At 42.8% G+C, this 26,795-nt stretch carries 24 protein-coding genes; 16 read left to right on the plus strand and 8 right to left on the minus strand.

All coding sequences use genetic code 11. From position 1 onward, the window contains the following. The first annotated feature begins 84 nt into the window (after nucleotides 1–84). From WD077_05690 to WD077_05715, 6 genes are all read left to right on the plus strand, one after another. Nucleotides 85–1,131, plus strand: coding sequence for a hypothetical protein (locus WD077_05690; GenBank protein ID MEX0966709.1), 1,047 nt, complete (start codon nucleotides 85–87; stop codon nucleotides 1,129–1,131). 157 nt (nucleotides 1,132–1,288) lie between these two features. Beyond that, nucleotides 1,289–1,696 (plus strand): hypothetical protein, encoded by a 408-nt coding sequence (locus WD077_05695; protein ID MEX0966710.1) that lies wholly within the window; start codon nucleotides 1,289–1,291, stop codon nucleotides 1,694–1,696. Nucleotides 1,697–1,982: 286 nt separating this feature from the next. Beyond that, nucleotides 1,983–3,485 (plus strand): T9SS type A sorting domain-containing protein, encoded by a 1,503-nt coding sequence (locus WD077_05700; protein MEX0966711.1) that lies wholly within the window; start codon nucleotides 1,983–1,985, stop codon nucleotides 3,483–3,485. 308 nt (nucleotides 3,486–3,793) lie between these two features. Beyond that, nucleotides 3,794–4,495: a toll/interleukin-1 receptor domain-containing protein gene (locus tag WD077_05705; GenBank protein ID MEX0966712.1), complete on the plus strand. Its 702-nt coding sequence runs from the start codon at nucleotides 3,794–3,796 to the stop codon at nucleotides 4,493–4,495. 238 nt (nucleotides 4,496–4,733) lie between these two features. Then, nucleotides 4,734–5,900 carry an XRE family transcriptional regulator gene (locus WD077_05710; GenBank protein MEX0966713.1) on the plus strand — a complete coding sequence of 389 codons (1,167 nt, stop codon included), beginning with the start codon at nucleotides 4,734–4,736 and terminating at the stop codon, nucleotides 5,898–5,900. Then, complete coding sequence (locus WD077_05715; GenBank protein ID MEX0966714.1) at nucleotides 5,881–6,357, plus strand: DUF4411 family protein; 477 nt, start codon at nucleotides 5,881–5,883, stop codon at nucleotides 6,355–6,357. The genes WD077_05710 and WD077_05715 overlap by 20 nt, the downstream gene beginning before the upstream one ends. A gap of 173 nt (nucleotides 6,358–6,530) precedes the next feature. Here WD077_05715 and WD077_05720 read toward each other — a convergent pair whose 3' ends face one another. From WD077_05720 to WD077_05730, 3 genes are all read right to left on the minus strand, one after another. Beyond that, nucleotides 6,531–6,731: a hypothetical protein gene (locus WD077_05720; protein ID MEX0966715.1), complete on the minus strand. Its 201-nt coding sequence runs from the start codon at nucleotides 6,729–6,731 to the stop codon at nucleotides 6,531–6,533. 78 nt (nucleotides 6,732–6,809) lie between these two features. Continuing rightward, nucleotides 6,810–8,180, minus strand: coding sequence for an exonuclease domain-containing protein (locus WD077_05725; GenBank protein ID MEX0966716.1), 1,371 nt, complete (start codon nucleotides 8,178–8,180; stop codon nucleotides 6,810–6,812). 196 nt (nucleotides 8,181–8,376) lie between these two features. Then, complete coding sequence (locus WD077_05730) at nucleotides 8,377–9,312, minus strand: diacylglycerol kinase family protein (protein MEX0966717.1); 936 nt, start codon at nucleotides 9,310–9,312, stop codon at nucleotides 8,377–8,379. A gap of 187 nt (nucleotides 9,313–9,499) precedes the next feature. Between WD077_05730 and WD077_05735 the strand changes: the two genes are divergently transcribed. From WD077_05735 to WD077_05765, 7 genes are all read left to right on the plus strand, one after another. Beyond that, the gene (locus WD077_05735; protein ID MEX0966718.1) at nucleotides 9,500–10,954 is read left to right on the plus strand and encodes a glycine--tRNA ligase; all 1,455 of its coding nucleotides are present in this window, start codon (nucleotides 9,500–9,502) and stop codon (nucleotides 10,952–10,954) included. A 132-nt stretch (nucleotides 10,955–11,086) separates the two neighbouring features. Beyond that, nucleotides 11,087–11,533, plus strand: coding sequence for a lipocalin family protein (locus WD077_05740; protein ID MEX0966719.1), 447 nt, complete (start codon nucleotides 11,087–11,089; stop codon nucleotides 11,531–11,533). Between the two features lie 286 nt (nucleotides 11,534–11,819). Continuing rightward, nucleotides 11,820–12,269, plus strand: a complete 450-nt coding sequence (locus WD077_05745; protein MEX0966720.1) for a hypothetical protein — start codon at nucleotides 11,820–11,822, stop codon at nucleotides 12,267–12,269. Nucleotides 12,270–12,551: 282 nt separating this feature from the next. Further along, nucleotides 12,552–16,205, plus strand: a complete 3,654-nt coding sequence (locus tag WD077_05750; protein ID MEX0966721.1) for a PKD domain-containing protein — start codon at nucleotides 12,552–12,554, stop codon at nucleotides 16,203–16,205. A gap of 96 nt (nucleotides 16,206–16,301) precedes the next feature. After that, a complete protein-coding gene (locus WD077_05755; protein ID MEX0966722.1) occupies nucleotides 16,302–16,604 on the plus strand; it encodes a GNAT family N-acetyltransferase in 303 nt (100 codons plus the stop codon). Nucleotides 16,605–16,660: 56 nt separating this feature from the next. Next, on the plus strand, nucleotides 16,661–17,212 hold the full coding sequence (locus WD077_05760; GenBank protein MEX0966723.1) for a DUF4287 domain-containing protein: 552 nt from the start codon (nucleotides 16,661–16,663) through the stop codon (nucleotides 17,210–17,212). Between the two features lie 137 nt (nucleotides 17,213–17,349). Beyond that, nucleotides 17,350–18,387: a CNNM domain-containing protein gene (locus WD077_05765; protein ID MEX0966724.1), complete on the plus strand. Its 1,038-nt coding sequence runs from the start codon at nucleotides 17,350–17,352 to the stop codon at nucleotides 18,385–18,387. A gap of 69 nt (nucleotides 18,388–18,456) precedes the next feature. Here WD077_05765 and WD077_05770 read toward each other — a convergent pair whose 3' ends face one another. Together WD077_05770 and WD077_05775 are read right to left on the minus strand one after the other, a co-directional pair. Next, nucleotides 18,457–19,746 (minus strand): aspartate kinase, encoded by a 1,290-nt coding sequence (locus WD077_05770; GenBank protein ID MEX0966725.1) that lies wholly within the window; start codon nucleotides 19,744–19,746, stop codon nucleotides 18,457–18,459. Between the two features lie 56 nt (nucleotides 19,747–19,802). Beyond that, nucleotides 19,803–20,351 carry a GNAT family N-acetyltransferase gene (locus WD077_05775; GenBank protein MEX0966726.1) on the minus strand — a complete coding sequence of 183 codons (549 nt, stop codon included), beginning with the start codon at nucleotides 20,349–20,351 and terminating at the stop codon, nucleotides 19,803–19,805. Between WD077_05775 and fbp the strand changes: the two genes are divergently transcribed. Then, nucleotides 20,350–21,348 (plus strand): class 1 fructose-bisphosphatase, encoded by a 999-nt coding sequence (gene fbp, locus WD077_05780; GenBank protein MEX0966727.1) that lies wholly within the window; start codon nucleotides 20,350–20,352, stop codon nucleotides 21,346–21,348. The two genes, WD077_05775 and fbp, sit on opposite strands and share 2 nt — an antisense overlap. On the opposite strand, the gene WD077_05785 is transcribed toward fbp, so the two are convergent. Continuing rightward, nucleotides 21,349–22,194, minus strand: coding sequence for a formimidoylglutamase (locus WD077_05785; protein MEX0966728.1), 846 nt, complete (start codon nucleotides 22,192–22,194; stop codon nucleotides 21,349–21,351). 42 nt (nucleotides 22,195–22,236) lie between these two features. Next, a complete protein-coding gene (locus tag WD077_05790; protein ID MEX0966729.1) occupies nucleotides 22,237–24,303 on the minus strand; it encodes an adenylate/guanylate cyclase domain-containing protein in 2,067 nt (688 codons plus the stop codon). Nucleotides 24,304–24,509: 206 nt separating this feature from the next. Here WD077_05790 and WD077_05795 point away from each other — a divergent pair, with 206 nt between their 5' ends. Together WD077_05795 and WD077_05800 are read left to right on the plus strand one after the other, a co-directional pair. Next, a complete protein-coding gene (locus WD077_05795) occupies nucleotides 24,510–24,944 on the plus strand; it encodes a hypothetical protein (GenBank protein ID MEX0966730.1) in 435 nt (144 codons plus the stop codon). Nucleotides 24,945–25,117: 173 nt separating this feature from the next. After that, nucleotides 25,118–25,969 (plus strand): pirin family protein, encoded by an 852-nt coding sequence (locus tag WD077_05800; protein MEX0966731.1) that lies wholly within the window; start codon nucleotides 25,118–25,120, stop codon nucleotides 25,967–25,969. A gap of 75 nt (nucleotides 25,970–26,044) precedes the next feature. On the opposite strand, the gene WD077_05805 is transcribed toward WD077_05800, so the two are convergent. Then, nucleotides 26,045–26,743 (minus strand): outer membrane beta-barrel protein, encoded by a 699-nt coding sequence (locus WD077_05805; protein MEX0966732.1) that lies wholly within the window; start codon nucleotides 26,741–26,743, stop codon nucleotides 26,045–26,047. Between the last annotated feature and the right edge of the window lie 52 nt (nucleotides 26,744–26,795).

The raw sequence follows: 26,795 nt of genomic DNA on the forward strand, positions 1-26,795 counted from the left end.
AATAGACCTAAACTCTTTTGAAAAATCTCTCCAAGAAATAGGGGTCTAAGACAATTAAACTCGCTTAGAGAAATCATTGAAAGTTTGGATTCTCGTGAAAGTAAACCTCAAATTGGTACAACGGAGTTGAACAACCCTATTGTTATTAATCCAAAAAGCTCATTTGAGCTCACGTTATACAACGCAAACGAAAAAGAAATCAAAAAGGTGATTCAAATCCTGAAAGACGACAACATTTGGAACAAGGAAAAGGATTTACTCCCATTGTTCACCGCTCACAACATTAAGTGTAAAGAGATTGAAGATTACATTTTAGAGTATAAACCACAATACCATAAATTCATTGAACAGGCAAAGGCAAATTCTACCGAGTACAAAACAGCTTCCGAAATGGATAGATTGGATATTGAAAATGAATTCAAAGAAGAAGCAATCAACAATCTTTATGAAAGAGCAGCCTGCGAACTTGATATTCTCTTTGAAGGGAGTGAAATACCTGAAACTATTGACGATGAATTAATACAAGAATATGGGTTCGAGACTATCTCAAAGTATATCGGTTTTAGTTATCGCAAGGATAAGATTATAAGCAATTGGGAAAGAAAAGAATTTGAAGACTTACTAAAAGCAGATTTAGCTATTTCAGGGAATGACCTTCCAAATGAAGAAGTATTATCTTCTCAAACACTTAAAACACTTAATAAGATTGCTGAAAAAGAAGAAGGGCATTTTAAAAGAAAGCAAAAGGCTATTGACTATTTGACAGAAAACCCAAATCTATCAGACAACATTGGAAAGCATGTTTCAACCCGTTCAATGTTTAAAATCAAACCATTACCTGAAAAATTTAGAAATATTGATTTGGAGAACCTTTCTGCTTCATGGTCATACGTCAAAGAGTACATTAGACTATTGACAGATACTTACAGAGATTCGGAACGCTGTACTGAAGACATAAAAGGCGATAAATCTTGGATTAAAGAATTTAGAGTTGAAAAACACGAAGATTTTGTTCCCGACTTAATTTGTCAACGAGCAAGAAAAGAATGTGAGAAAAAATACAGTAAAAATCGACCTCCAAAACTTCCTTTTCATGTTGGTTGTAACTGTAACTTGAGAAGAGAAATATAAAAAAACGTGTGCCAACAATGGCTAAGAAAGCATGGGGCAGGTAAGGCTTTCATAAAGGTTCGTTCATTTAGCAAATTTCGGTTTCGGTGGACAGGAAATCGCATCGAAAGCCCTACGTTTCTTAGCCGAGGCCGTTGCCACACATATAAAGACGACAATGAATGATTGGAACAAGACAGGAAAGGTTAAAGCCGTAATTCTTGGTATTCTTTTCCTTCCGAACATAATTAAACCAATTGGTGCTCAACCTGACATGAGTTTTGCAATGATTATTATGCCGTTAATCTTCGGGATAATTGCAATTCCATTTATCACAAAAATCAATGCAGCCATTTTCGGACAAGTAATTGAAAGACCGACATGGAATGACAATCCTTTAACCTTCAAAAAACCTTTGAGCTTTTTCCATTTTGGTGCATTCTTCTTCCTGACAACAGGACTAAGTATGATAATTGGAACATTGATAAAATTTCAGCAATTAAATCAATTCGGACTGACAGCTATATCTTTTGGAATTGGAATTTTAATTGGTATTCAACTACTTTTAAAAATGACTAAAAAATGAGATTTACAATTTTGATACTCCCGCTCTCGCTCCGCATCCTGCGAGTGTAAGCTATTTCAGCCCTCTGGGCTAATTTAGGCGGGACGCCCTGCATTAGATGACACTCCGCAAGTATGCGGAGCGACAGCCGAGTGCCAGATCAGGGGTGTTCAGTATCCATTGAGAATATGGATATTTGACGCAGGGCTAAAAACAAGAAAAAGCGCAGAATAACGTCCCGGGTAGAATGTTATTGACGGCTTTATCGTACATATAAACAGTTGGGCACCACTAAAGCAACATAACAATGAAAGGTTTAACCATATTTGGACTCTCCATTCTTTTAATTTCCTTCCACGGCTTTTCAGATAAGCACAGAAATACCGAAAGGCGAAATTATGCAGGTAAGCCTGGTTCAGAAACCACCATATCAATTGATAGCAGAATCAGTCAGGTGGTCTTAAAAACAGCCAACGGATGCGGCATAGGAAATTTTTTAATCCCCTGCACAGGAGATACCAGCCAAGGTACTCCGCCCTTGATTGGTTCAATTACATACAATGGGTCCAATTATACCTATAACGTATTGGATACGGTACCGGGAACACACATCAAGGGTGTTGCATTTAAAAGATCATGGTGGTGGCCCCCAAATACGACCATCTTATCCGCCCACTCACCTGCGGAACCTTATGTAGTTGTTTCGGACATAGGTATGTTCTCATACTCGTTTGACGAGACTTTCAGTCCGCAGTACGGCAGCATATCTAAATTGGATTCTCTATTCATACCGGGTATTTTGAAAATGGCCAAACAAATAACCACAGATGCCACCAATCCCATTGTTTTGCTCGTTCAGGATACGATTAGCACCTACCGCATACGGGTTTATTCCTATCCTAATCTACTGGAACAATTCAGCTTTGCTTTTCACTTTGAACCGGAAATATTTGAGGTAATCGAAAATGCTCTGTTCATTACCGGGTGGGACACCAGCGGCACCTATATGCTGTACCATTTCAGCTCCTTACAAGATACTTTATATGCAAGCTACCCGATGAACGATTTTGCCTCTAATGCGCAGGAGTTCTTGAAAATAAGAGATTCACTTTTTGTACTCAGCTCTCCCGGTGACAGTATTACAGTTCTCACCACGCTTAAGACAACAGACAGCACGCTATCACAAAGCGTTGTATATCCCCATTCTGGTGCGCGGGCTACCTACAACGAGTACAAAAACCATAAAAACTTTACCTTTCAACCGACCGATTCAGTGCTTGATAAACAAATTCTTGTACTTGATCCTGCCAATGCTCAGGTCATAGACACTTTGATGATCAACCATAGTCTGGACTGGTTCAAGCACCCGACTCCTGTGCCCGATGCTTTTGGATATTTTTCAATGGGATGGATAGGTGCAAGATGGGGAAATGGCATTAACGACAGTGTGTTTGTTTCAGATGCCTATGCAACCAGCGTTATACAAATAGAAGCAGGAGCCTTTCCGCAACATATAAATGCCACCTACGGTTGCTGGGTAGGAGTTCCTGAGAATGAGCTGGAAGCAATAAAGTTTGAAGTGTATCCGAATCCGGCATCTTCAATTGCAGTAATTAATCTGACAGGACTGAAAAAAGATAGACAATACACATTAACTATTAGTGACATGTCAGGAAGAGTGTATTATACAACCTATCTTAAGGCATATCAGGAAATCAACCTTCCTTTAGGTGATCTTTCAGATGGAGTTTATATGCTGAATCTGGATACCGGAAGAAATATCATTACCAAAAAATTGGTTATTCAATAATAGGCATGTGCATGCCACTTGGGCAATTGTGGACTGCTAACCGTGAAGGTACAAACGAATGCTCGCACCAGACAGGGGGAACTTGTGTTTACGGCTTCTACCGCTTAGTTTTGCTAAAGGTGATGGGATTAAGATACGCGCCCCAGGAGCGTGCCAGATCAGGGGTGTTCAGAATCCTATTGAGAATATTGATATTTAAGGGTGAGGGCTAAACTTGATAAAAATCACATAATAACAACCTCAGTGGAGGGCTAAATGTGATAAAATGAAATATATAAACAAGTTGTACGCAAGCTAAATAACTGCAAATGAGAAAATCCAGCTTCAACATAGAAAGTTTTGATAATCTAAAAGATTTCTTTAGTGAATACGATAAAAATGTATTGTTGCTAAAGAAGAATCACGAATTGCTGGAACCTCTTTTAAACTATAAAGAGAAAACGGATTCAGACGATGAAAAACAAAAATTACAATGGGAAGTTGAAGCCAATTTGTTTGATTTTTATGGAGGCAGATTGTTTTCTTTTTCAACAAGCAATGGAAAAGAAGTTGGTGAGATATCAGAGTATCCGCAGTTGAATGAATACCAGAATACTGCTTTTGATTATTTGAAAAATAGAGCAATTAATTCTCAATCAACATATTTAAAGGCAAGATATAATTTATTGCTGTGGCATAGCAATGGACTTAATGTTTGGTATGATGAATTTACTTTGAGAGTTGGCGACAGCCTAAGACGCTCTATTGACCACGGACTAAATAATTCACGTTATGGAATTGTGGTTTTATCAGAAGCATTTTTCAATAAGGAATGGCCTAAAAGAGAGTTGGACGGGCTGTTTGCAAGAGAAGTAAACGGAGAAAAAGTAATACTTCCAATCTGGCATAAAATCAGTAAAAACGAAGTGTTGAAATTCAGCCCAATAATAGCAGACATGTTGGCTTTGAATACAGCGAGTTTTACAATTGAAGAAATCGCAAAAGAAATCTCAAATAGAGTATTAAATTAACCCTTGAAATCTAAAATAATGGCAAAAAAGACAGTTCCGGTAAAACCTCACAAAAAGTCAACACCGTCTCCCGTTCCAAGAAAAAATCCGGATAAGACCAAGCCTGGCCCTAAAACGATTCCAGTGAAACCGCATAAACGTACACCGCCTTCAAAATAACTGTTTATGATAATTTTGCGTTCAAAAGATATTGAAAATTTCGAAATCTCGTTATTGAGTGTAACTTTGTAAAGTCATTATGCCAAGAACCAACGCACATATTAATCCGGAAATGCTTGTATGGTCAAGGAATACGGTAAAATTAACCGTAGAACTTGCTGCGGAGAAAATTGGTGTAAAGACCGAAAAGCTGGAAGCATGGGAAAATGGTGAATCTTTCCCCACAGTAAAGCAACTTTATAAAATCGCAAATGTTTACAGGCGTCCGTTTGCATTGTTTTACTTCCCAAAGCCACCCAAGCATTTCAAGCCATTAAAGGATTTTAGAAAATTCCATCATCAATACACTCTAACCGAAAACGAAGAGTATATTCTTCAAAAAGAGCTAATGCTTTTCCAGCAAAAGAGAGAGATTGCTCTTGAATTGTATGAACAGCTTGATTCAGAACCTCCTCAGTTCAAATTAAAAGGCACAGTAAATCAGTCACCTGAAGAATTAGCTGAAAAAATCATTGAATATCTTGGCATTAATCACAATGAAGTTGGGGACATTAAGCCGGGTTATGACGCTTTAAACTATTGGAAGAAGCTTCTTGAATCTAAAGGAATTCTGGCTTTTCAAACTTCCGGTGTTCCACTTCATATTATGAGAGGAGCGTGTGTTGCCAAAGATGTATTGCCTGTAATTGTCATTAATAGCAACGATACACAAAACGGACGTATTTTTTCATTATTTCACGAATTGGTACACATTGTATTACGTGCAGATGGGATTAGCAATTTTAGGTACAGCGATAAAGATTTATACGAACAGATAGAGGTTTACTGCAATCAAGTCGCAGCGGAAGTATTAGTTCCTTCAAATTATTTATTGGAATCACTTGTAGTTCGCTCTCATGATTCACGTAATCCCAATTGGACAGCAGACGAGCTAAGAAAGCTGTCAAATAGATTTTGTGTAAGCAGAGAAGTAATTTTAAGACGATTGTTGACCCTTGAAAAAACCACCAATCGATTTTATCAGGATTATCGAAACAATCAGGACTATGAAGATAAAAAAAGCTCACCTGGCGGAGACTATTACCGAAATATAATTGCCAAAAACGGAGGGTTATTTCTGAATCTTGCTTTGCAAGGATATTATCAGGATAAACTGACAGCTTCCTCTCTTTCGGATTTTATAAAAATTAAGGTGTCCAACCTTGCAAAACTTGAACAACTGCTTTATGCAAAAGTACAGTATTGATGCAAGTGCCATATTGGATGCCTGGGTAAGATATTATCCTCACGACACGTTTCCGTCATTTTGGGATAGGTTCAAAGAATTAGCAGAATCCGGTTCAGGTATTGCAACGGAACTCATTGAACACGAAATCAGCAAAAAGGATGATGGATGCCATAAATGGTTCAAGCAAAATAATCTGAATGGATTTTTCATTGAACTTACTGACTCAGTTCAAAATGCTGTTTCCGACATACTACAAAACCCAAACTATCAAAGATTGGTAGAAGATAGAAAGGGGACTTATGGAGCAGACCCTTTCGTAATAGCATTGGCAAAAGTTGAAGACTTAGTTGTTGTAACTGGTGAAAGAGCAACGAATAACATTGCAAAGCCTAAAATTCCGGATGTTTGCAGCGACATGGGAATTGAGTGTATTAACATTTTGGATTTGATGCGTAGAGAAGGATGGCGATTCTAAAACCAACCCTGTTTTGCACATTGAAATCCTCGTTCCTGCGGTTGCAAAGAGCAAAACGGCCAGCGCACAGAGGAAATAGAGAAAAGAAAACAAAAAGCTTCCCCTTCTGGCGCGAGTATTCACTCGTGCCTCACGCTCGGTTAAGCCATCAGCTTAATACCTTCCAGCAGCCCTTATTCTCCGCTGTAGTCCAGGGCACTGCTGTATAAGCAATGATGTGGTTCAGCTACAAAGCCGGCTTTCACTGGATTTTCATGGATATAATCCAGCTTTTGCTGCATCATATCATTTGTGATCAATTGGATTGGATTATTATGCTGCTGCCAAAATTGAAAGCCTTTATTGTGCTTTTCTTTTTTGCCTGCCCTTTTCATCACAGGCTGTAAATTGGACGCCAATCCTGAAGTTATCGGTGATGTTCGAAAGGTAATCTTAACACGAAAGCCAAGTTATTAATACTCAATCAAATCAAATTTCTTTTCTTTTTTCAGGAATTGCCTTAGTATTTTCCGGACGTCAGGATTATCTTTTTTGGCCTGGATGCAGTTCAGAATTTCAGCAGGGCTTTTGGAAGCGCCATTTACAGAAAAGTAACCAAAGCCCTGGTAACTGTGGTTTTGGACCTGGACGGCTGCATATTCATTCACTTCCCTGCCGGGCACAATAATCATAAAGTCGGGCTTTGAAAACCTGAAATTCCCAATGGCTGATTCCACTCGTAAATTATAAGAAACGGGAGGCTCCTTGCCTGCACATGCACCGAGACATTTATGCAGAGAGTAGCCAAAACAATTGCCTTTTCCTGATTCCAGGCCGGCAAGTTTCTCACAAAGCTGGAATTGTTTCACCAGCCTTTTCAAGTGGTTGCGCGCCTGGACGGTAGTGGTAAACATCAGGACGGCCTCGCGGTCAGACTTTACCGGCATGGCTTTGAGGTGCAAATATCCCTCATGGCATGAGCTGGTGTAAATGCCATAGCGGAAACCGGCCTTTCGTCCTGCGCGGTTGTATTTTGGCGCCAGGCGTTTTATTTCATGGTCTTCCAGCAAACATGCAAGCAAGTCGCTTCCGGTCACCTCGCAATCTACGTAGGCCACTTCCTGCTTCATCCGTAGTGATTTGCCGCTTTTCAGGTCGGCTGAGAAATGGCTGATAACACGTTTGCGGATGTTGCGGCTTTTCCCTACATATATAAGGTCGCGGTTTTCATTATAAAAGTAATAAACACCCGGTTCATGAGGCAGCGCATCCACACATTCACGATCCATGTTGGGTGGAAATATCGCATCGGTCATATCATCACTGATGAGCGGCCCGCCATAACTGCGCTGGTATTGCTCCAGAATCATGTCAAAAAGGATGGCTGTAGCTGCGGCATCACCCATTGCGCGGTGGCGGTTAGCCACCTGTATATTGAGTGAACGGCACAATTTGCCGAGGCTGTATGAAGGATGGCCCGGCAGCAATTGCCTGCTGAGCTTCACTGTGCATAATTGCTTCCGCGCAAACTGGTATCCGAGGCGCTGGTACTCGCCCTTCAGCATGGCATAGTCGAACCGGGAATTGTGCGCCACCAGGATCCTGCCTTCCGTGAGTTCAATGATATTCCGTGCTATTTCATAAAACCGGGGGGCATCCCGCACCATGTCGTTGGTAATGTGCGTAATCCCGGTAATGTCAGGGTTGATAGGACATTCCGGATTTACGAGCGTTTGATACCGCTGCACCACCTTTTGGCCGTCATGTACGCAAATGGCGATTTCAATGATCTTGCTGTATCGTGGACTTCCTCCGGTTGTTTCAGTATCTATTATGGCGTACATGAGGCGAAATTAGCACTTTTCAGATATAGTTTTTTGATATGCCGGACCTTTGATATGCCGGACCACAGAATTCCAAAAAACCAAATTAATTTAAAAAATAATCTTATTATTAGAATTTAGTTTTTATCAATAAAATATAAGGAAACACCATTAAAGATCGAAAAGCCAGCGCCATTCGTATTCTTCTAAAGGATATTTAAATTTCTGCATTCGTTTTCCTTACCAGATCCTGAACCTTTGATTTCGGATAAATTACCTTTAATGCAGAGGGTAAAATCCTGAATTCCAATTTTTCGTCAAAGTTCTTAGGCTCTCCATCTATGTGAAGAGGAGCATTATCATAGTTCCAGATCGTTGCACGGGTAGCTTTGATGACCCGGCTATAATTGGTATCATCAATATTCTCAAATAGCATTTGCACAAAAAGTCCCGGAGAGGCAATTTTCGGAAAAGGTTCGATGATCAGAATTTCAAATTTTCCATCCGCCACATCGCCTCCGGGATTAATTTTCAGCCGGGTTCCGAATTGCCGTGCATTGGCAATACTGATCATAAATGCTTTGCCCACAAAAACTTCACTGTCCTCATCAGTCACGATTTTATACCGTGTTGGTTCATACTCCCTGAATTCTTCGAGAGCTATGCGGGTATAAGTACTGAGGCCCCGGCTTTTTTCTTTTGCAAAAAGCTCCACCACGCGGGCATTGAATCCTAAGTCGCTGAGGTGAATAAAATAATAACCGTTTACTTCGAGCACGTCAATAGGCCAGGCTCTGCAATCGCACAAAAGAGTGAGCGCTTCATTCAACTCCAGCGGTATTTCCAGGTCTTTGGCCATGCCATTACCTGAGCCATGCGGTAATATTCCCAGCGTTATGTCAGTGTTTACCAGTAATGAAGCAAGCATGTTTACCGTACCATCCCCGCCTACGGCTACAACTACATCAAATTTGTTTTCCCGGATCTTTTCTTCAATTTTCTGCCGGTCATCTTCTCCGGTGGTAAAATAGATGCTTTTTGAAAGATTATATTTTTTACAATGAAGTTCAATGGAATTAGCGATTTCTTCCTTTTCCAATACCCCGGCAATCGGGTTTATTACAAACAACAGGTGCTGATCTTTCGGCTGCATTTTATTCAGTGATTTTAACGCGATATAAACAGGTTGACGGGCTTTTAGTTTCTTTTCAAATGTGCGAAAAGCGGAGGTCCAGGTGTAAATATTTTCAGCGTATCTGCACAATCTCAAAAAGCAGAATTGTGGACTGAATGCAGAACCGGGTGCAGGTATTTCCGTCTGTCAAATTACTTTTGCGGCTATGGCACAACAAGAAGATCCTCTCAGGAACATCACCTCCCATTGTAAGGAGTATGGTTTTATTTTTCCCAGTAGTGAAATTTATGACGGGCTGGCGGCTATTTACGACTATGGCCAGAATGGCGTGGAGCTAAAGCGCAACCTGCGCGACTATTGGTGGAAAGCTATGGTGCAGATGAACGAGAACATCGTGGGGCTGGATTCGGCAATTTTCATGCATCCAAAAACCTGGAAGGCAAGCGGCCACGTAGACAATTTTAACGACCCGATGATTGACAATAAGGATAGCAAAAAGCGCTACCGGGCCGATGAATTGATCGAAACGAAAATTGCCCAGTATGAAAAAAAGGGCAAAACGCAGAAGGCCGGAGAAATACGCCAGCGCATGGAGGAATTGCTGGAGCAGGGCGACCTGAAAGCCGTGAAAGCCTTGATAGAGGAACTCGGTATAGCTGACCCGGTAAGTGGCAGCAAGAACTGGAGCGAGGTGCGGCAATTCAACCTGATGTTCGGTACGCAGATGGGCTCCGTGGCTGAGGGCAGTGATGCTGTATGGCTCAGGCCGGAAACCGCCCAGGGAATTTTTGTGAATTTCTTAAACGTACAAAAAACCGGACGCATGAAGCTACCCTTCGGGATAGCGCAGGTGGGAAAGGCTTTCCGGAATGAGATCGTGGCGCGGCAGTTCCTGTTCAGGATGCGCGAATTTGAGCAAATGGAAATGCAGTTTTTCGTGAGGCCGGGAACCGAGATGGAGTGGTTTGAATACTGGAAAGAGAAACGAATGAACTGGCACTTGTCACTGGGCCTTGATAAAAGCAAATACAGAATACATGAGCATATCAAACTTGCACATTATGCAAATGCTGCCGTGGATATTGAATATGAATTTCCCATTGGTTTTAAGGAAGTGGAGGGCGTTCACAGCCGCACCGATTTTGACCTGAAGCAACACCAGGAGCACAGTGGCCGCAAAATGCAATACTTTGATCCGGAGGTGAATGAGAACTACATCCCGTATGTGGTGGAGACTTCCATCGGACTTGACAGGATGTTCCTGTTGCTGCTCTCAGCGGCTTATACGGAAGAGGACCTTGGAGAAGGCAGCAGTCGTGTAGTGCTGAAACTGCCACCCGTTCTGGCACCGGTAAAAGTAGGAATCCTGCCTTTGCTTCGAAAAGATGGCCTGCCGGAAAAAGCGCGCGAAATATTCGATACCATGAAATATCGCTGGCGGTGCCAGTACGAGGAGAAAGACACCATCGGCAAGCGATACCGCAGGCACGATGCCATTGGAACGCCCTACTGCATAACGATAGATCATGACACTTTGCAGGACGATTCAGTAACGGTGCGCTACCGCGATACGATGGAGCAAAAGCGCGTGGCCGTAGGAGAGCTTATGCAAATGATGGAAAAGGAACTTGATGAAGCTGCCTTGTTGCGGAAAATTTAACACATCATAGAATGCTCTATATGATTATCCAATAAAAAATATTGGTATTGCACAATTTTCGGAGTTAATTTTTAATCCTGTGAATGCAGCAACCCATATATTTGCTTTTATTTTCAACAAAACACCGAAATCATGAAAAGAAATCGAACCAGCACCATTTCACTGGCTTCTCTGGCTACCGCAGCCATTCTGTTCAATCTCCAGGCTTGCAAGAAGTATGAGGATGGCCCAGGCTTTACACTGAGGACACCTGAAGGCAGGCTTGAAGGAGAATGGGAACTCACAAAAGTAGATTCTAATTCTTTATTAGGCTTCTTTGACGGGGTTGTGGTGGAATTTGAGAAGGACGGGGACTTGGATATTACCTTAACCTATCTTTATACCTATTATGGATATTCAATTCCATACAGCTATACATACAGCGGTGATTGGGAATTTGAAGATGATAAGGAGACCCTGGTACTTGAAATTGAAGGGGAAGAAATGGAATGGGAGATCTTAAAATTGACCAAAGATGAGCTATGGGTCGAATCTTTAGATTATGGCCGCATTTCCGAATATGAATTTGAGAAGCAATAGGTAAAAATATTCGCTCTTGAAAAAAAAGCCTCCACTGCGAGGCTTTTTTTGTGAAATAATATTAAGAATTTATTGGTTTTTATTTTTTTGAATGGACTAATTATTTATATATCAGTGAATTTGGATGGTTGGAAACTATGTGTGATCTTTCGAAAAATTTAACGGAGCATAGAATGCTAATTATGATTATTCAATAATATTAGTTTTTGAAATTGCAGAAATTGCAGTGTGATTTAATGCAGCAAGAGATATGTTTGTTTTAATTTAAACAAAAACACCCAAAGTCATGAAACTCAACCGCTACAACACGATTTCGCTTGCTTCCCTGGCTACCGCAGCCATTCTGTTCAATCTCCAGGCTTGCAAGAAGTATGATGAAGGTCCCGGCTTTACATTGAGAACACCTGAAGGCAGGCTTGAAGGAGAATGGGAACTTACCAAGGCAGATACAAATTCCTTGTTAGGCAGATATGATGAGGTGGTGTTAGAATTTGAGAAGGATGGGGACTTTGATTTGGCAGTAACATATATAGATTCGTATTATGGATATGGAGTGCCTTATACATATAGAGTATCAGGTGATTGGGAGTTTGAAGACGACAAGAATACCCTGATCCTTGAACTGGGTGGAGGTGAGTTGGAATGGGATATCCTCAAATTGACCAAAGATGAATTGTGGGCCGAATCGGTAGAGTATTATGGCCGCATTTCCGAATATGAATTTGAGAAGCAATAAGGAAAAGTTATTCGCTCTTATATTGAAAGGCCTCCACTGTGAGGCCTTTTTTGTGGAATAGAATAAAAGATTTATAGTTTTTTTATACCTGTTGAATTACTAAATATCTATATTTCGGTGCATTTAGAAGACAGATGCCGGCCTGGAACTTCGTGTCGTGTCGGGGCCTGCACAGGAAACCATTTCTCAAATTTTTACGTCCTTTACATCAGCACCCCGGAGAAACCGGCTAATAACCCGCGCACTGAATGAAGTAGTTTAACACATAAATGATTGGCTACCATGAATAAAGCCCTGTACTCCCTGTTTCCCTGTCTCCTCCTTTTACTCCTCCCGGTCTCACCATTAAATGCCACTCATCTAATGGGTTCCGATATTCAGTGGCAATGCCTCGGCAACGATACTTTCAAGATCACCATTACCATTTACCGCGACTGCAATGGTGTGGAACTGTGGAATGATGACCTCACCATAAAGGGCACAGATTGTAATTATAGCTACTCCGAGAGGCCGTTTATGTCAGCTCCGGTTGACATTACGCCCACTTGCAGCAAGTCCTGCACGCGATGCACATCCCCGGCTTGTGCTTTTCCTTACGGCATCCAAAAAATACAACTTACCAGGATTGTTGACCTCGGCAGTGTAAGCTGTTGCCAACTGGAGATCAGTTGGGGCCAAAATGCAAGGAATGATATCATCACGACCGGTATGGCGGGCCAGAGATTCCATATCAACGCCATGATGAATAAATGCCTTGCAACATGCAATAATTCTCCTGTTTTTACCAATGCTCCTGTATCAATGATCTGTATTGGAGAATGCCTGATCTACAACCAGGGTGTAACAGATGAAGAGGGCGATTCACTGGTTTATTCTTTTACCTCTCCCCTCGTTGCATCCGAAGAGCCCGGGAATTACCTCTCCCCCTATTCATTTGAGAAACCATTGCAATTCCAGGGCTTTCCAAATGCTGACCTTCCATTTAACCGCACCACCTGCGAGGGCCTTCATCTCGATTCAGCGAATGGTGATTTAAAATTTAAGCCGCTGATGGCGCAGGTAACCGTTATGGCAATAAAGGTTGAAGAGTACAGGAATGGGCAAAAGATAGGTGAAGTAAGGCGTGATATTCAACTGATTATAATGCATTGCCCTCCAAACAATGCCCCGGTGCTAAGTGGAATTAACGGAACATCAGAGTTTACTGCTGAAGCCTGTCCCGGCCAGCCATTGTGTTTTGATATTTTTAGTGAAGATGAAGATCAGGGAGATACTTTAACCATGGAATGGAACAACGGAATTCCGGATGCAAACTTTTCAATTTCCGGAAAACGAAGACCTACAGGGAGGTTTTGCTGGATCCCGGAAGAAGGAGATGCACGAGCGGCTCCATATTTCTTTACCGTAAAACTTAAGGATGATGCATGCCCTTTCGTGGCGGCTACTGCACGGGCCTATAGTATTTATGTACGGCCCTTGCCTTCTGCTGATTATGTGGTAAATGCCGGACCTTGCGGCAATTACAGCATTGAGATCAACACCAAAAAACCTCCCCATGCAACGATTGAATGGGCCATAGAAAATTACTCAAAACCTTATAATACGGTTGCTCCCAAGCTCGATCTGCAATTGGAAGAAGGCCGGGAATATCCTTTCCGGCTCCGTGTGCAATCAGAATGCAGCCGGGTTTATCGTGATACAATCCGAACGCTGTTTTCAAGTCTTCTGAATAAACATGAAGGAGAAATATGCAAGGGAGATTCAATTCTTTTTGATCCGCAAATTCCACCAACGCTGCAATGCAGGTGGATTGATCAGAGTGATTCCTCATTTGTTTCTCATTCCTCAATATTAAGAGTGGCTCCTGACAGGTCTACAAGCTACCGGCTGGAAGCAACGGATACTATGGGTGGCGCCAACTGCGTGAGAGCCGATACATTTCGTGTCTATGTTCATAATGCTCCATCCCTGGTGCTGAAACCGCTTTCTCCGCAATGCCTTAATAGTGGAATCAGCAGCCTTGAGAACTTTGCCACACCTGCAAATGCCACCTGGAAAGGAAATGGTGTTACGGCCAATCGCTTTAGTCCGTACCAGGCGGGAGTAGGCAGCCACTGGCTGGGGGCTGAAATTACTTCTCCCGCCACCGGTTGCACAAGCAATGATTCCATGCAGGTGGCGATAAGGGACTTGCCCCATTTAAGTGGAACTGGAAATTTTGCCTTATGCATTACAGACGCTGTCAAACCGCTGGTAGCCCAACCTGAAGAAGGCATTTGGCGGGGTAAAGGCATTAAAAAAGACAACAACGGCCAGTTTACTTTTGAGCCTCAGCAGGCTGGTCCGGGGAAATTTCCACTCACTTACATATACACTGATTCCAATGGATGCTCCAATCACCATGTGGCGGAAGCGGAAGTTTTTGAAAAACCCACGGCAGACTTCATAATTCCGGAAAACATTTGCGAGGATTCAATAGCTATACGCCTGCAGGGTATTCCCGAAGGCGGAATTTTTTCCGGGGCAAAAATTGTGGACAGCTTATTTATGCCTGATGTTCCAGGCACGCACAGGGTAATGTATACCTACACTGGCAAAGGAGGTTGTACGGACACGATCAGCAAAAACATCAGGGTGAATGCTCGCCCTGAGGTAAATGCCGCTCTGGCCGGTAACATTTCTGAGCTGTGCATATCTGCGGATGCTACGGAACTGAACGGCACACCGGCTGGCGGAACCTGGCAGGGAAAGGGCGTAAAGGCTAATACTTTTTTGCCTGAAGAAGCAGGAGCAGGAAATCACAGACTTCGCTATACCTATCAAAATCGTTGGGGATGCAGCAGTGAGGATGTGGTGCAGGTGACGGTGGTAGCAGCCCCAACAGTTTCACTTAAAGCACCGCAAGAGGTTTGTGCAGGAGAAGATATAACCCTGCAGGTATCGGCTGCAAACGTCCAAGAACTTACATGGCAAAGCTCAGGCAATGGTATTTTTAATGGCCATCCATCAGAGACCGTTTATCATCCCAGCTCTGAGGACATAGGAACCGGCTTAGTTAAAATTTCCGTTAGCACTGACGGCTCTGTATGTCCATCTACAGCAGACAGTGTCATGGTAATCATCAACCCGATACCTAAAGTAGATTTTTCTTCAAATTATAATATTGGCTGCTCCTCACCAATGGTGGTCCAGTTTAATGAGAAAGCGAATATTCGGGATGGAAACATCAGCCGCTATGACTGGGACTTTGGAAACGGACAATTGGCAGTCGGAAAAAGTCCGGTAGCGACCTATGAGAATGCCGGACTTTATACGGTACGTCTCGTTGTGGTTTCCGATAAAAATTGTTCCTCAGAAGTTACAAAGGAGCAATACATCCGCGTCAATCTCGCCCCTGTCGCAGCTTTTGAGGCCAGCCCGGAAATCACCTCTCTTTCATTTCCTGAAATAAACTTTGAGAATAAATCAGTCAACACAGCCGGGCCTGCTTATTCTTGGAGCTTCGGAGATGCGATGGCCCCTGATGGCGGGATTTCGACAGCCGAAAATCCTGTGCATACCTATTCTGACACGGGCAACTACCTCGTGCGGCTTGTGGTACAAAATGAAAATGGCTGCCTGGATACTGCTTTCGGAGAAATTTACATTCATCCTGATATGCTTGTTTATATCCCGAATATATTCTCCCCAAATTACTCCGGCCCGGCTCCAAACGAAACCTTTCGTCCATCTGTGTATGGAACTTCGGAATATCTGTTCCAGGTCTTCGATCGCTGGGGCGAAAAGGTATTTGAAACGACAGATCCTGAAGATGGCTGGGATGGCCGCTATAAGGGAGAACTGTGTCCGGAAAATGTACATGCTTATGTGCTTGTGGTGAAAGACCAGCAAGGCAAAAGCTACCGGTATACCGGTACCGTTACGCTACTAAGATAGTGGGCCGGTGATTTCTCAGGATGATCCGAGGAACTCCCACTGAATTGAAAAATAGAATAATTTTGTTTTGCTAAAAACAACTAATCCTAAATTCAAATGATCAAGATAAAGCAGGAGATACGGGAAAAGGGCGGTTCATTTTATTATGAAGAAAATGGACAGAGGCTTGCGGAAATGGTATACGTAAATGCAGGGAGCGAAACGCTGATCATTGAACATACCGAAGTTAATGGATCGTTAAAAGGGAAAGGAATTGGCAGAAAACTTTTAGGGAGTTTGGTGGAATTTGCCCGTGCAGAAAAAATCCGGGTAATAGCCCTTTGTCCCTTTGCCAAAGCGATCTTTAAACGCAGCCCCGAATGGCAGGATGTGCTTTCTAAATCCATTACTCCTATTTAAGTCCTTGCAGAAATATTCCTGATATAACCGAACCTATAAAAAATCCCGGATTTACTATGGATAAGGCCACGCAAACCATGATTGAAAACCTGCATAAGAATACAGGCAAATCACTTGAAGAATGGATATCGATTGTTAAAGAGCAAAACCATTCAAAGCACGGAGAGATAATCAAATTCCTGAAGGAGCAACATGGTTTCACGCATGGGTTTGCCAATCTTGTTGCGCATAAAGCCAAAGGGTCAGATGCCGGTTCATCAAGCCAGGATGAGTTGATCGCGAAGCAATATCAGGGCAAGGAGCATCTTAAACCGATATATGATGTGCTGATAGCTCAAATGCAGCAGTTTGGAGAAGATGTGGAAATTGCTCCCAAGAATACGTATGTCAGCCTGAGGCGGAAAAAGCAATTTGCTATGCTGCAACCTGCTACGAAAACGCGTTTTGAAATTGGAATAAATTTAAAAGGCCATGAACCGGAAGGAAAGCTGGAGGCCATCAGAGCAAAAAATTCTATGTGTTCTCATAAAATTAATATTAATGATATTAAGGAGATTGATACTGAGGTGGTAAAGTGGCTCAGAATGGCTTATGACGAGGCCGGATAAGCCTGCACAGCCTTGTTAACCCCGCAGGTTGGGTCAACAGCAGAATAAACATCGCTGCTTAATTCACGGTTATCCATTGCAGGGTTGCGGTGTCAGGAGTTTCCTGGCCGTTGCATTCTATTTAATTATTGATCTTCATGACGCTGTTATTCCTTTATTTATTTATTGCACTTTTTACTTCTTTTTTATGTTCCTTGATGGAAGCTGTTTTGCTTTCCACACCGCTTTCCTACCTGCTGTCGAAATCGGAGCAGAGAGTATATTCAGCCACCGAGTTTATTAAATTAAAGGAAAATATTGATAAGCCTCTTTCTGCTATTTTATCTTTAAATACGATTGCGCATACGGTAGGTGCAGCGGGAGTTGGGGCGCAGGCCACACTGGTATTTGGAGAGGCTTCATTCGGAATTATTTCCGCGATACTCACCATCCTTATCCTGGTGGTGAGCGAAATTATTCCTAAAACGCTGGGTGCCAATTACAGCAAGGAGCTTATGGGCTTCACGGTCAGAATCATTAAGGGGATGATTTTTATAACTTATCCTTTAGTAATACTCTCTGCAGGATTAACGCGATTGCTCTCCAGGAAAAATACTGAATTAACCACAAGCCGAGAGGAAATTTCAGCTTTGGCAAACATAGGACAAGAAGAAGGTGTATTTGGAGATAAAGAAAATAAAATAATTCAGAATCTTATCAGATTAAAAAGTATCCGGTTGTCAGAAATATTGACGCCCAGGATCGTAGTGGAGGTGGCGGACGAAGAAATGAAACTTCAGGAGTTTCTCGATAAAAAGGAGCTTATGCACTTTTCGAGACTACCGGTTTATGCTGAAAACAGGGAAAATATTACAGGTTATGTATTTAAAGAATTGGTGTTTGAAAAATTAGCAGAAGATCAATTTGACCTGAAACTAAAAGATATAAAAAGAGAAATTATAATTTTTCCTGATTCACAAACACTGTTCATGGCCTGGGAGATCATGCTCAGCAAAAAGGAACATATTGCGCTGGTAACGGATGAATATGGAGGAATGGATGGAGTCGTTACGCTCGAAGATATTATTGAGACCTTGCTGGGTTTTGAGATTGTTGATGAAAAAGACAAGGTGGATGATATGCGGAAATATGCCCTGGACAAATGGAAGATCAGGAGAAATAGAAATAAGAGCTGAGCAAAAACCTCATGATCTTTTCATTAAAAGAAAACAGGAAATTTAATTGTTGAGGAAATATTTTTAATGTTATAGAAATGAAATATCCTCTTTAATATTTCCTTTAGGCAAAACATATTGCAGCGTTTTACCAGTTTTTTGTTCCAGCATGATGGCGCTTTCATCAAGCAGTTTATTTAGCAGTTTGCCATGATGGTGGCGAATAGTGAGGAGTTCAAGTCCTTCTACGGTTTCGATTTTAAAATGCTTCTCGAGGTTTTGCAGGAATTCGGTGAGTTTGCGCTCGTGATGGTCAGTGCAAATGGAAAAGCTGATGGCAGATTTCTGCATCACGTTCATCTTCATACCTGAGCGTGCCATTTCCCTGAATATTTCGCTCATGTGGTGCTCAGCCATAAAAGAGAAGTCGCGGGTGGAGAGCGACACCAGCACCTGATTTTCCTTAACAATAATAATAGGTACGCCCTCCTGCATTGGAATTCCGGACTCAATGAGCGTTCCCGGTGTTTCCGGCTTCAGGAATGACCGCACCCGCAGCGGGATCTTTTTATTTTGCAGCGGCTTTATGGTTTTTGGGTGGAGCACCGTAGCGCCATAATATGTCATTTCAATTGCCTCTTCGTAGGAGAGCTTGCTGAATTGCCGCGTACCAATGAATTTTTTGGGATCGGCATTGAGAATTCCCGGTACGTCTTTCCAGATCACAACCTCATCAGCATCCAGCGAAAATGCAAAAATGGAGGCCGTGAAATCCGAGCCTTCACGGCCCAGGGTCGTGGTATGGTGGTCGGGCGTGCTTCCAATAAATCCTTGCGTAATGACCGGCATTCTTTCCAGAATGGGCATCAGCTTGTTGCGTATAAGGTTTGGCGTAACGTCCCAGTTCACAACGCCCTCGCGGTGGTGGTTGCTCGTCATAATGAAGTTCCGGGCGTCAACCCACCGGCAGCGCAGCCCGGAATCGTTCAGGTAGGCATGTATAATCCGTGTGGCGAACAGCTCCCCATAACTCACTACCTGATCGTAAATGTAGTCGTATTCCTCCGAAAATTCCTTTTCAAAGTAGCATTCCAGGTTCAGGAACAAAGAATCCACTTCTTCCCAGATTTCATTATCTTCATCAGCAAAAAGCGATTTCATTATTGAAAAATGAAAATCCTTTATTTCATTAAATATTTTAAGAAAATCACCTTTATCGTAATATGTGTCCAGCAGGTTTTCCAGCGCGTTGGTGGTTTTCCCCATAGCTGAAATGACGAACAGCAGCCTGTCATCAAGATTTTGCTTAATAATGGTAGCAATATTCCTCACAGCTCCGGCATCCTTTACGGACGCACCTCCAAACTTAAATATCTTCATTATTTGAAATTATAAAAATTAAAAGCGGGTAAAAGAAAAGATTGTTCAAAAAATAACTAATGGGTGGCAAGTTGGGAAATTTGCTGTTCCCGTAGCCTGCCATTAATCCATTCCGCATCCAGTTCAGCCTTGTATTTTTTGTAAAATTCAATAGCAGGATTGTTCCATTCCAGCACCTGCCACGCCATGCGCCTGGCTCCGGTGCGGTGCGCTTCGTTCAACACAGCCTCAAAAAGCAGGCTGCCGATTCCTTTACACCGCCAGTTCTCCTGCACCACCAGATCTTCCAGGTACAGCGTTTTCCCTTTCCAGGTGGAATAGGTAAAGAAATAAAGCGCCATGCCCGTGATCTTCCCGTCATTCTCTGCGACAAAAAAATGAAATGCCGGAGATTCTGCAGCAAAATCAAGCTGAAGCTGTTCCAGCGTGAGCGTCATTTCTTCCGGAGCTCTTTCAAATACCGCCAGTTCATATATAAGCTTATGCACCTGTGGAAGGTCTTTTTCGGCTCCTTTCCGGATGTGGCTTGCCTGCATTACGATTGTAGATTGCTGATTGGATAAAAAGTGTGAATTTTGGGCGCGAAAATAATAAAATGATAACATGCTCAATCCAGTTAAAACCCTCTCTCAATTCATTGTTGAAACACAATCTCTATTTCCACATGCTACAGGCGGATTTACCCGGCTGATGAGCGACATCAGTACGGCAGCCAAAATCGTGAACCGGGAGGTAAACCGGGCCGGGCTTGCAGAGATCCTGGGCAGCGCAGGCACCACCAACATCCAGGGAGAGGAAGTAAAAAAGTTGGATGTGCTGGCCAATGAGCAGTTCATTGCTGCCCTCTCAGCCGGTGGAGAATGTTGTGTGATTGCTTCTGAAGAAAATGATCATGTCATCCCCGTGGACAATGATTTTACTGCCGATGCAAAATATGTGGTAACAATGGATCCGCTGGACGGCTCCTCTAATATTGATGTGAATGCATCTATCGGGACAATTTTCGCGATTTACAGACGCCAGTCGAAATCGGGAGCGGGCACTGAGGCTGATTGTCTGCAAAAAGGCGATGCGCAAGTGGCAGCGGGCTATGTCATCTACGGATCATCTACCATGATGATATATACCACAGGATCAGGTGTCAATGGTTTCACGCTGGATCCTTCTATCGGTGAGTTTTGCCTTTCGCATCCAAATATTCGCACTCCGGAAAGAGGGAAGATATTTTCGATAAACGAGGGCAATTATCCGCACTTCAGCGATGGCATCCGCAAATACATTGAGTTTGCGAAGGCTGACCACAAAGCTTCTGACAGGCCCTACTCCGCCCGGTATATTGGCTCGCTGGTGGCCGATTTTCACCGCAATCTGCTGAAGGGAGGTATATTCCTGTATCCGGCCACTACCACCGCAAAAAAGGGAAAACTGAGGTTGGTTTACGAATGCAATCCCCTCGCATTTATTGCAGAACAGGCTGGCGGCAAGGCCACTGATGGTCGCCAGCGCATTATGGATATCCAGCCCGGAGAATTGCATCAGCGCGTGCCATTGTTTATTGGCAGTGCCGCAATGGTGGATGAGTTGGAAAAGCTGCTGGATTAATTACGGATTGATCCTGGCAGCCGCAAAATGATAAGCGGCTACAGCCGCAAGCCTTGCGGTTTGGTTATCAATATCGAAACTGGGATTAAGCTCATAAATTCCGAGAGAAATAATCTTCTCTGCTTTCCCGGCTATTTCCATCATAGCCAGTATTTCTGAGGGGGTAAATCCATCGGCAGCAGGAGCGGAAACGCCTGGCGCAAAAGCGGCCTGTAAAGCATCCATGTCAAGGCTCAGTACAATTTGATCGCATTTTTCCCGCAACTCATTCAATACCGTTTGAAATGCCGCAACTGCTTTCCCCAAACGGATTTCCTCGAAAGGAGCCACATGTACCTGTTTCTGCCTGGCATATTCCCAGAGCTCCGGTGCATTGGCGTGCTTCTGTATTCCGAATTCCACAAGATTTTCTCCTGCGATCAATTGCTGCTCTATGGCCATGTAGAATGGAGAGCCACTGGTAATAAGCGGCTTATCTTTCCGAAGATCGAAATGCGGATCAATATTGATGCAGCCAAGCACAGCGCCCGGAGGCATCGAAGTTTTTATACCCTTCAGGTGGCTGTAGGCATGGTCGTGGCCCCCGCCAACTACCACCCCAAAAGATCCTTCAGATGCTGCTTTTGTAATAGCAGCCGCAGCCGCCTGGTGGTTTTTGTCAATATCTGTCCCGCATTCAGCATCTCCCCCATCGTGGAACTGTTCCATAACTCCGTGCGGCCCTTTGAGGCGGGCAAACATTTCGCGAAAACGTGCGGGTCCTTCTTTAGCGCCTTGCCTGCCGCCAGTATTTGCTACAGCAACGTCATCAGGGATCCCTGTGAGCCACCATATATTTTTGTTCATGACCAAATATTTTAAATATTACGTCCGAAATTGTTTGATGTTTTAGTCGCCATCGGGAGGACGCGTAACCGTAACCGGCTGGCCGGCTTCATTTTTATTTAATACCGGTTCTTCTACGAAATACATCTCCACCTCGCCTTTATTTTTAGCATGAATTTTCCCGCGGTACCGGCATTTGAAGTGGTCTTTTATTAAATGGTAGGTGGCACTTGAAATATTCACCTGCCCGGGTTCACAGTTTTGTTCCATACGGGCTGCAAGATTTACAGTGTCTCCCCAAATATCATAGGCGAATTTTTTCAGACCCACTATTCCTGCCACCACAGGTCCGCTGTGCAGTCCAATCCTGATGTTAAAAATTCCCTGCTGCTTTCTATACTCTATGATAAAATCACGGATGGTCAGCGCAGCTAAAGTACATTGAACGGCATGGGCAGGATTATCTTCAGGCAAGCCACACACCGCAAGATAAGCATCACCTATGGTTTTGATTTTTTCCAGATTATACTTTCCGGATATATTATCAAAGGCTGTAAAACAATAGTCAAGTTCCTTTACTAGGTCATGTGGCGATAATTTTTCACTAATCTGGGTGAAGTCCACGAAATCGGCAAACATTACCGTTACGAACTCAAATTGCCGTGCATCTGCTGAGCCTTTTTGCTTTAGCTCCTCCGCCACCTCTGCCGGAAGAATATTCATAAGAAGGTCATCTGACTTCTTTTTTTCGACTTGCAACTCTTTGGTTCTTTCATTCACTTTAATCTCAAGTTCCTCTTTTCTTATTTCCAGAAGCCGCTGTTTCTCCTGCTCTTGTTCCAGTGTTTTCTGGGAAAGCACTTTTACCTGCGAAAGCTGATGGGTCAGGTTTTTATGAATATCGCCAAAATACCAGGCTAAATAAACTGAAATGGAAATTGGTATGCTAACGCAGGCCAGGCCTATGCCGATCAAAGCCAGCAGTCCTGAAACCGAATCATCAGATGAAATAACTATTTTTGTTTTTACCATAGCCAGGACAGAGATGGTAAGAATAAAAAGTATGCAAAATAATAGTCCTGCTCCTAGTATTTTCGCACCTTTTACTTTCCGCAAAATACCATACATAATAGCTATTATGGCTTCTACTGCAACAACCAGAAGTAGTGCTGTAACTGAATAGATAGCCCATCCTATTCCAAAAAGCCGAAGGATAATTGTAACAATTGATAAGGAAATTATTAAATAAAATATTATCCTTTTTTTCTTAGTAAAAATTTGATTAATGAATCCGCTGAAACTTATTGACAAAGAGCAAATCAAAGGAACAATCATATAGAGCGCCTTGAGTTGGATACCTGGATTATGCATAATTTGATTTAAATAACCAATCATACATAAACCGGCCACACTAATTGCAAAAAAACTGAAATATAGGTTTGAAATAATAAATCTGGAATAAAAAAACAGAAATAGATGAAGAATGCCCAGCGTTAAAAAAATGGCAAACAAAAGAATTGTGATGAAGCTGAAAATAGTTGTCCTTTCGTGCGTGGCATTAATTGCGGAATCAGGTTGCATCAAAAACATCCTGAACCCTGCGAAGGATGACCAAAATCTCCGATAGTTTTTGGAGGCATCAAAATTCGCGTATCTGACAGCCAGCACTTGTTTCCCTGTATCGGCAAAAGAGAATACAAAAGGAACATTTTGCGGGTCATAATATACACTGCTATTCCTGTCTTTTATTTCCCCATAAGTTTTTATAAGGACACCATTCAGATAAATTTCTGAGGCGCCACGATGCGATAAGGTTAGCGCAAGAGGTACATTGACCAGCGATGAATCAATAAACAGATGCAACCGGAACCATGCAATTCCACTAAACCAATGGTCTGTGGCTTTTCGTGACTCCGGCAGTTCCATGTCCGGTTCCTGTATCTTCCATTCGCTGTCATCAAACGCTTTATCAGCAAATTCCGGTGAATCCTCCTGAACGAACCTCCAGTGCTCATTAAAATTGTAGGTCAGGCTATCTTTAGTGAGATACAGCGGGTTTGTCTCATTGGCATCTTTCGCTGATGCCACTACGAAAAGGAGAATTGCAAGGGCCGATAACAGAATTTTCATTTGAGCAAGTTAAATACATTATTGTAATTTAATACTCTGCCCGGTAAAATTTTACACCCATCGTCACGGGTGTGCTGATTTTGCGATAGATTGTTAATTTTACCTTTTTTTTGATAAATATCAGCATACGTTATTTACATGATGAGTAGCTTGTTTTTCTCAGCCGGATTTAAATGAGTTTGACACATCAAAAAATCTTGAGAACCATGAAGGATGCAAATGCACTTTTAGACAGGATTAAAAGAAAACGACAGGAAGTTGCGGACTATCTTAATAAGAATGAGCCGAAGCAATCCCGTTTCATCACAATCTCAATCGTTGCCGGTGCACTGGCTGCGGCTTTAACTGCCGGACCCGGTGTTGGCGGGAGTGGTTTTATTGAAACGGCCAGCGGACTCGTTTCTTTCGGTATCCCGGTATGGCAGGTGCTCTGCCTGTTGGCTACTGTTCTATCCGTGTCAGCAGTTATCTCAAACGGGTTGTTGAAGTCAAACGATCTGACATCCAAAATTTCACAGGTTCGCGGCTGCGATGCAAAACTTGAGGGCCTGGAAATTATGCTCGATATGGAACAGATTGACCTGAAGCAGGCAACCTCTCTGTATACACAGTATCTTACCGAAATACCACACGTCAGATGATGTGTATCCACATTTTCTCCCCGCGTTTAATCAGAAAATGCGTATTGGAAAAATTATGTGCGAAACTTGAGTTAATAATTTAATAGCTGATTATATTTTGGGGAATTCAGGTCTGGTTGTAGCCCATAAAAACATTGCGTTACAGAAATAGTTATGATAAAAAAGTTTACCCAATGCGAAAGATTAAGCAAACCCACCAGGCGGTTTATGCCCCTATTGACGATCTCATCACCTACCGGGCTTTGCCGCTCCCTGCTCTTGAATTTCTGGATCCATTCCTTTTTCTGAATCATCACGGGCCGCAGCATTATAAACCCGGCAATAATGGACTTCCATTCGGACCGCATCCCCACCGCGGGTTCGAAACGCTCACACTGATCCTGAACGGTGAAATAACGCATAAGGATTCGTCAGGTGGCGAGAGCACGATCTATGCTGGCGGCATACAGTGGATGACCGCAGGTAGCGGACTTATCCATTCTGAAGTTTCATCAGAAGAATTTAAGGAAAATGGCGGCCTGGAAGAGGTGATCCAAATTTGGCTGAACCTGCCTTCAAAGCTCAAAATGACGGAGCCAGAATATACGGGACTACAGAAAGAGGAAATTCCGAAAGTTGTGCTGGATAATGGCCGGGTTAGCGTGGATGTAATTTCAGGGCAGTGGGGCCAGACGCAAGGCGCCATTGATCCACCCACCCACATCAGCATGTTTACGATCAAAGGAAAGGAGGGGGCTAAATGGGAGGTGGAGGTGCCGACAGCGCACAATATTCTCTTTTATGTAGTGAATGGAAAAGTGAAAGTAAATGGCCTTGAAGCTGAGACCCATCACCTGGTGGAATTTGCTCATGAAGGAGAGAAACTGCAGATAGAAGCGCTTACTGAGGTGACCCTGGTTTTCGGTCATGGCGCTCCATTTAATGAACCTATTGTGGCGCATGGTCCATTTGTTATGAATACGCAGGAAGAGATCCGGCAGGCTATCAGGGATTATCAAAGCGGCAAAATGGGTGAATGGAACTGAAATGTTAAAATCAGCATAAAAAAAGCAGCTACCTTTCTGATAGCTGCTTTTTTTATATTTAGGAAATAGCGAAAATTAATTGCCTATTAAATATTTAAAGCCCAGCATAAAGCCGGCAGTAATATTATTAGTTGGAGCACGGTCATCGGCACGGCCAGGAAAGTCCTCATTTTCTGAATTTCCAAATGAATAATCGAACCGGAACCCGGTATTAAGCAGGAAGCTTTCTAAAATACGAATATCAATTCCGGTTTCCATCATGGCACCTATAAGCATGCTCTCGTAAGGATCGGGCTCACTCGGAATAATTTCAATTTCATCGCCATCACCATCTTCAAGGGAAGAACTCAGCAACAAAGAAATTTGCGGCCCTGCCCTGAATGCAAACATTACACGATTATCAGGATTGCTATTCAGGGTAAGTGCCAGCGGTATTTTGAGGTAATTGACCTTTTGCTGAAATGAGTATGTCTGCTTTGCTGTATCGGTCATAGTATATTTTTGGCCTTCCATGCTATAAATGAGATCCAGGCCCAGCCCTGCTTTGTCTGAGAACTTGTATCCCCCGCCAAGTCCAAAAGCAGTGCCCATGGTGAATTCGTAATTATGGCTGCCTCTTTCTGAATCGTCTGCGTTCAGCATCATGGTAGCTTGGGGCATTGCGAAAATCCTGATGGATGGCCCTGACTGAGCTGCAACGTTTGCAGGCAAAGCCATTAAAACAATTGCCGAAGCAATAAGGCTGAAAATGAATTTCTGATTTGTGTTTTTCATGTTGAGTTGATTTGAGATTAAAATTTTGATATTGTAAACAAAAAAGGATTCA

This window comes from Bacteroidia bacterium, assembly GCA_040880525.1.
Classification (GTDB): Bacteria; Bacteroidota; Bacteroidia; order CAILMK01; family JBBDIG01; genus JBBDIG01.

Bases quoted from the DNA above. Each gene is read 5' to 3' on its own strand.
- WD077_05765 (MEX0966724.1), top strand. From the start codon at position 17,350: ATGACGCTGTTATTCCTTTATTTATTTATTGCACTTTTTACTTCTTTT.
- WD077_05720 (MEX0966715.1), bottom strand. From the start codon at position 6,731: ATGAAAAGGGCAGGCAAAAAAGAAAAGCACAATAAAGGCTTTCAATTT.
- WD077_05755 (MEX0966722.1), top strand. From the start codon at position 16,302: ATGATCAAGATAAAGCAGGAGATACGGGAAAAGGGCGGTTCATTTTAT.
- WD077_05745 (MEX0966720.1), top strand. From the start codon at position 11,820: ATGAAACTCAACCGCTACAACACGATTTCGCTTGCTTCCCTGGCTACC.
- WD077_05730 (MEX0966717.1), bottom strand. From the start codon at position 9,312: ATGCAGCCGAAAGATCAGCACCTGTTGTTTGTAATAAACCCGATTGCC.
- WD077_05700 (MEX0966711.1), top strand. From the start codon at position 1,983: ATGAAAGGTTTAACCATATTTGGACTCTCCATTCTTTTAATTTCCTTC.
- WD077_05695 (MEX0966710.1), top strand. From the start codon at position 1,289: ATGAATGATTGGAACAAGACAGGAAAGGTTAAAGCCGTAATTCTTGGT.
- WD077_05735 (MEX0966718.1), top strand. From the start codon at position 9,500: ATGGCACAACAAGAAGATCCTCTCAGGAACATCACCTCCCATTGTAAG.
- WD077_05715 (MEX0966714.1), top strand. From the start codon at position 5,881: ATGCAAAAGTACAGTATTGATGCAAGTGCCATATTGGATGCCTGGGTA.
- WD077_05760 (MEX0966723.1), top strand. From the start codon at position 16,661: ATGGATAAGGCCACGCAAACCATGATTGAAAACCTGCATAAGAATACA.
- WD077_05725 (MEX0966716.1), bottom strand. From the start codon at position 8,180: ATGTACGCCATAATAGATACTGAAACAACCGGAGGAAGTCCACGATAC.
- WD077_05785 (MEX0966728.1), bottom strand. From the start codon at position 22,194: ATGAACAAAAATATATGGTGGCTCACAGGGATCCCTGATGACGTTGCT.
- WD077_05805 (MEX0966732.1), bottom strand. From the start codon at position 26,743: ATGAAAAACACAAATCAGAAATTCATTTTCAGCCTTATTGCTTCGGCA.
- WD077_05770 (MEX0966725.1), bottom strand. From the start codon at position 19,746: ATGAAGATATTTAAGTTTGGAGGTGCGTCCGTAAAGGATGCCGGAGCT.
- WD077_05790 (MEX0966729.1), bottom strand. From the start codon at position 24,303: ATGAAAATTCTGTTATCGGCCCTTGCAATTCTCCTTTTCGTAGTGGCA.
- WD077_05795 (MEX0966730.1), top strand. From the start codon at position 24,510: ATGAAGGATGCAAATGCACTTTTAGACAGGATTAAAAGAAAACGACAG.
- WD077_05775 (MEX0966726.1), bottom strand. From the start codon at position 20,351: ATGTTATCATTTTATTATTTTCGCGCCCAAAATTCACACTTTTTATCC.
- WD077_05705 (MEX0966712.1), top strand. From the start codon at position 3,794: ATGAGAAAATCCAGCTTCAACATAGAAAGTTTTGATAATCTAAAAGAT.
- WD077_05750 (MEX0966721.1), top strand. From the start codon at position 12,552: ATGAATAAAGCCCTGTACTCCCTGTTTCCCTGTCTCCTCCTTTTACTC.
- WD077_05710 (MEX0966713.1), top strand. From the start codon at position 4,734: ATGCCAAGAACCAACGCACATATTAATCCGGAAATGCTTGTATGGTCA.
- WD077_05740 (MEX0966719.1), top strand. From the start codon at position 11,087: ATGAAAAGAAATCGAACCAGCACCATTTCACTGGCTTCTCTGGCTACC.
- WD077_05800 (MEX0966731.1), top strand. From the start codon at position 25,118: ATGCGAAAGATTAAGCAAACCCACCAGGCGGTTTATGCCCCTATTGAC.
- fbp (MEX0966727.1), top strand. From the start codon at position 20,350: ATGCTCAATCCAGTTAAAACCCTCTCTCAATTCATTGTTGAAACACAA.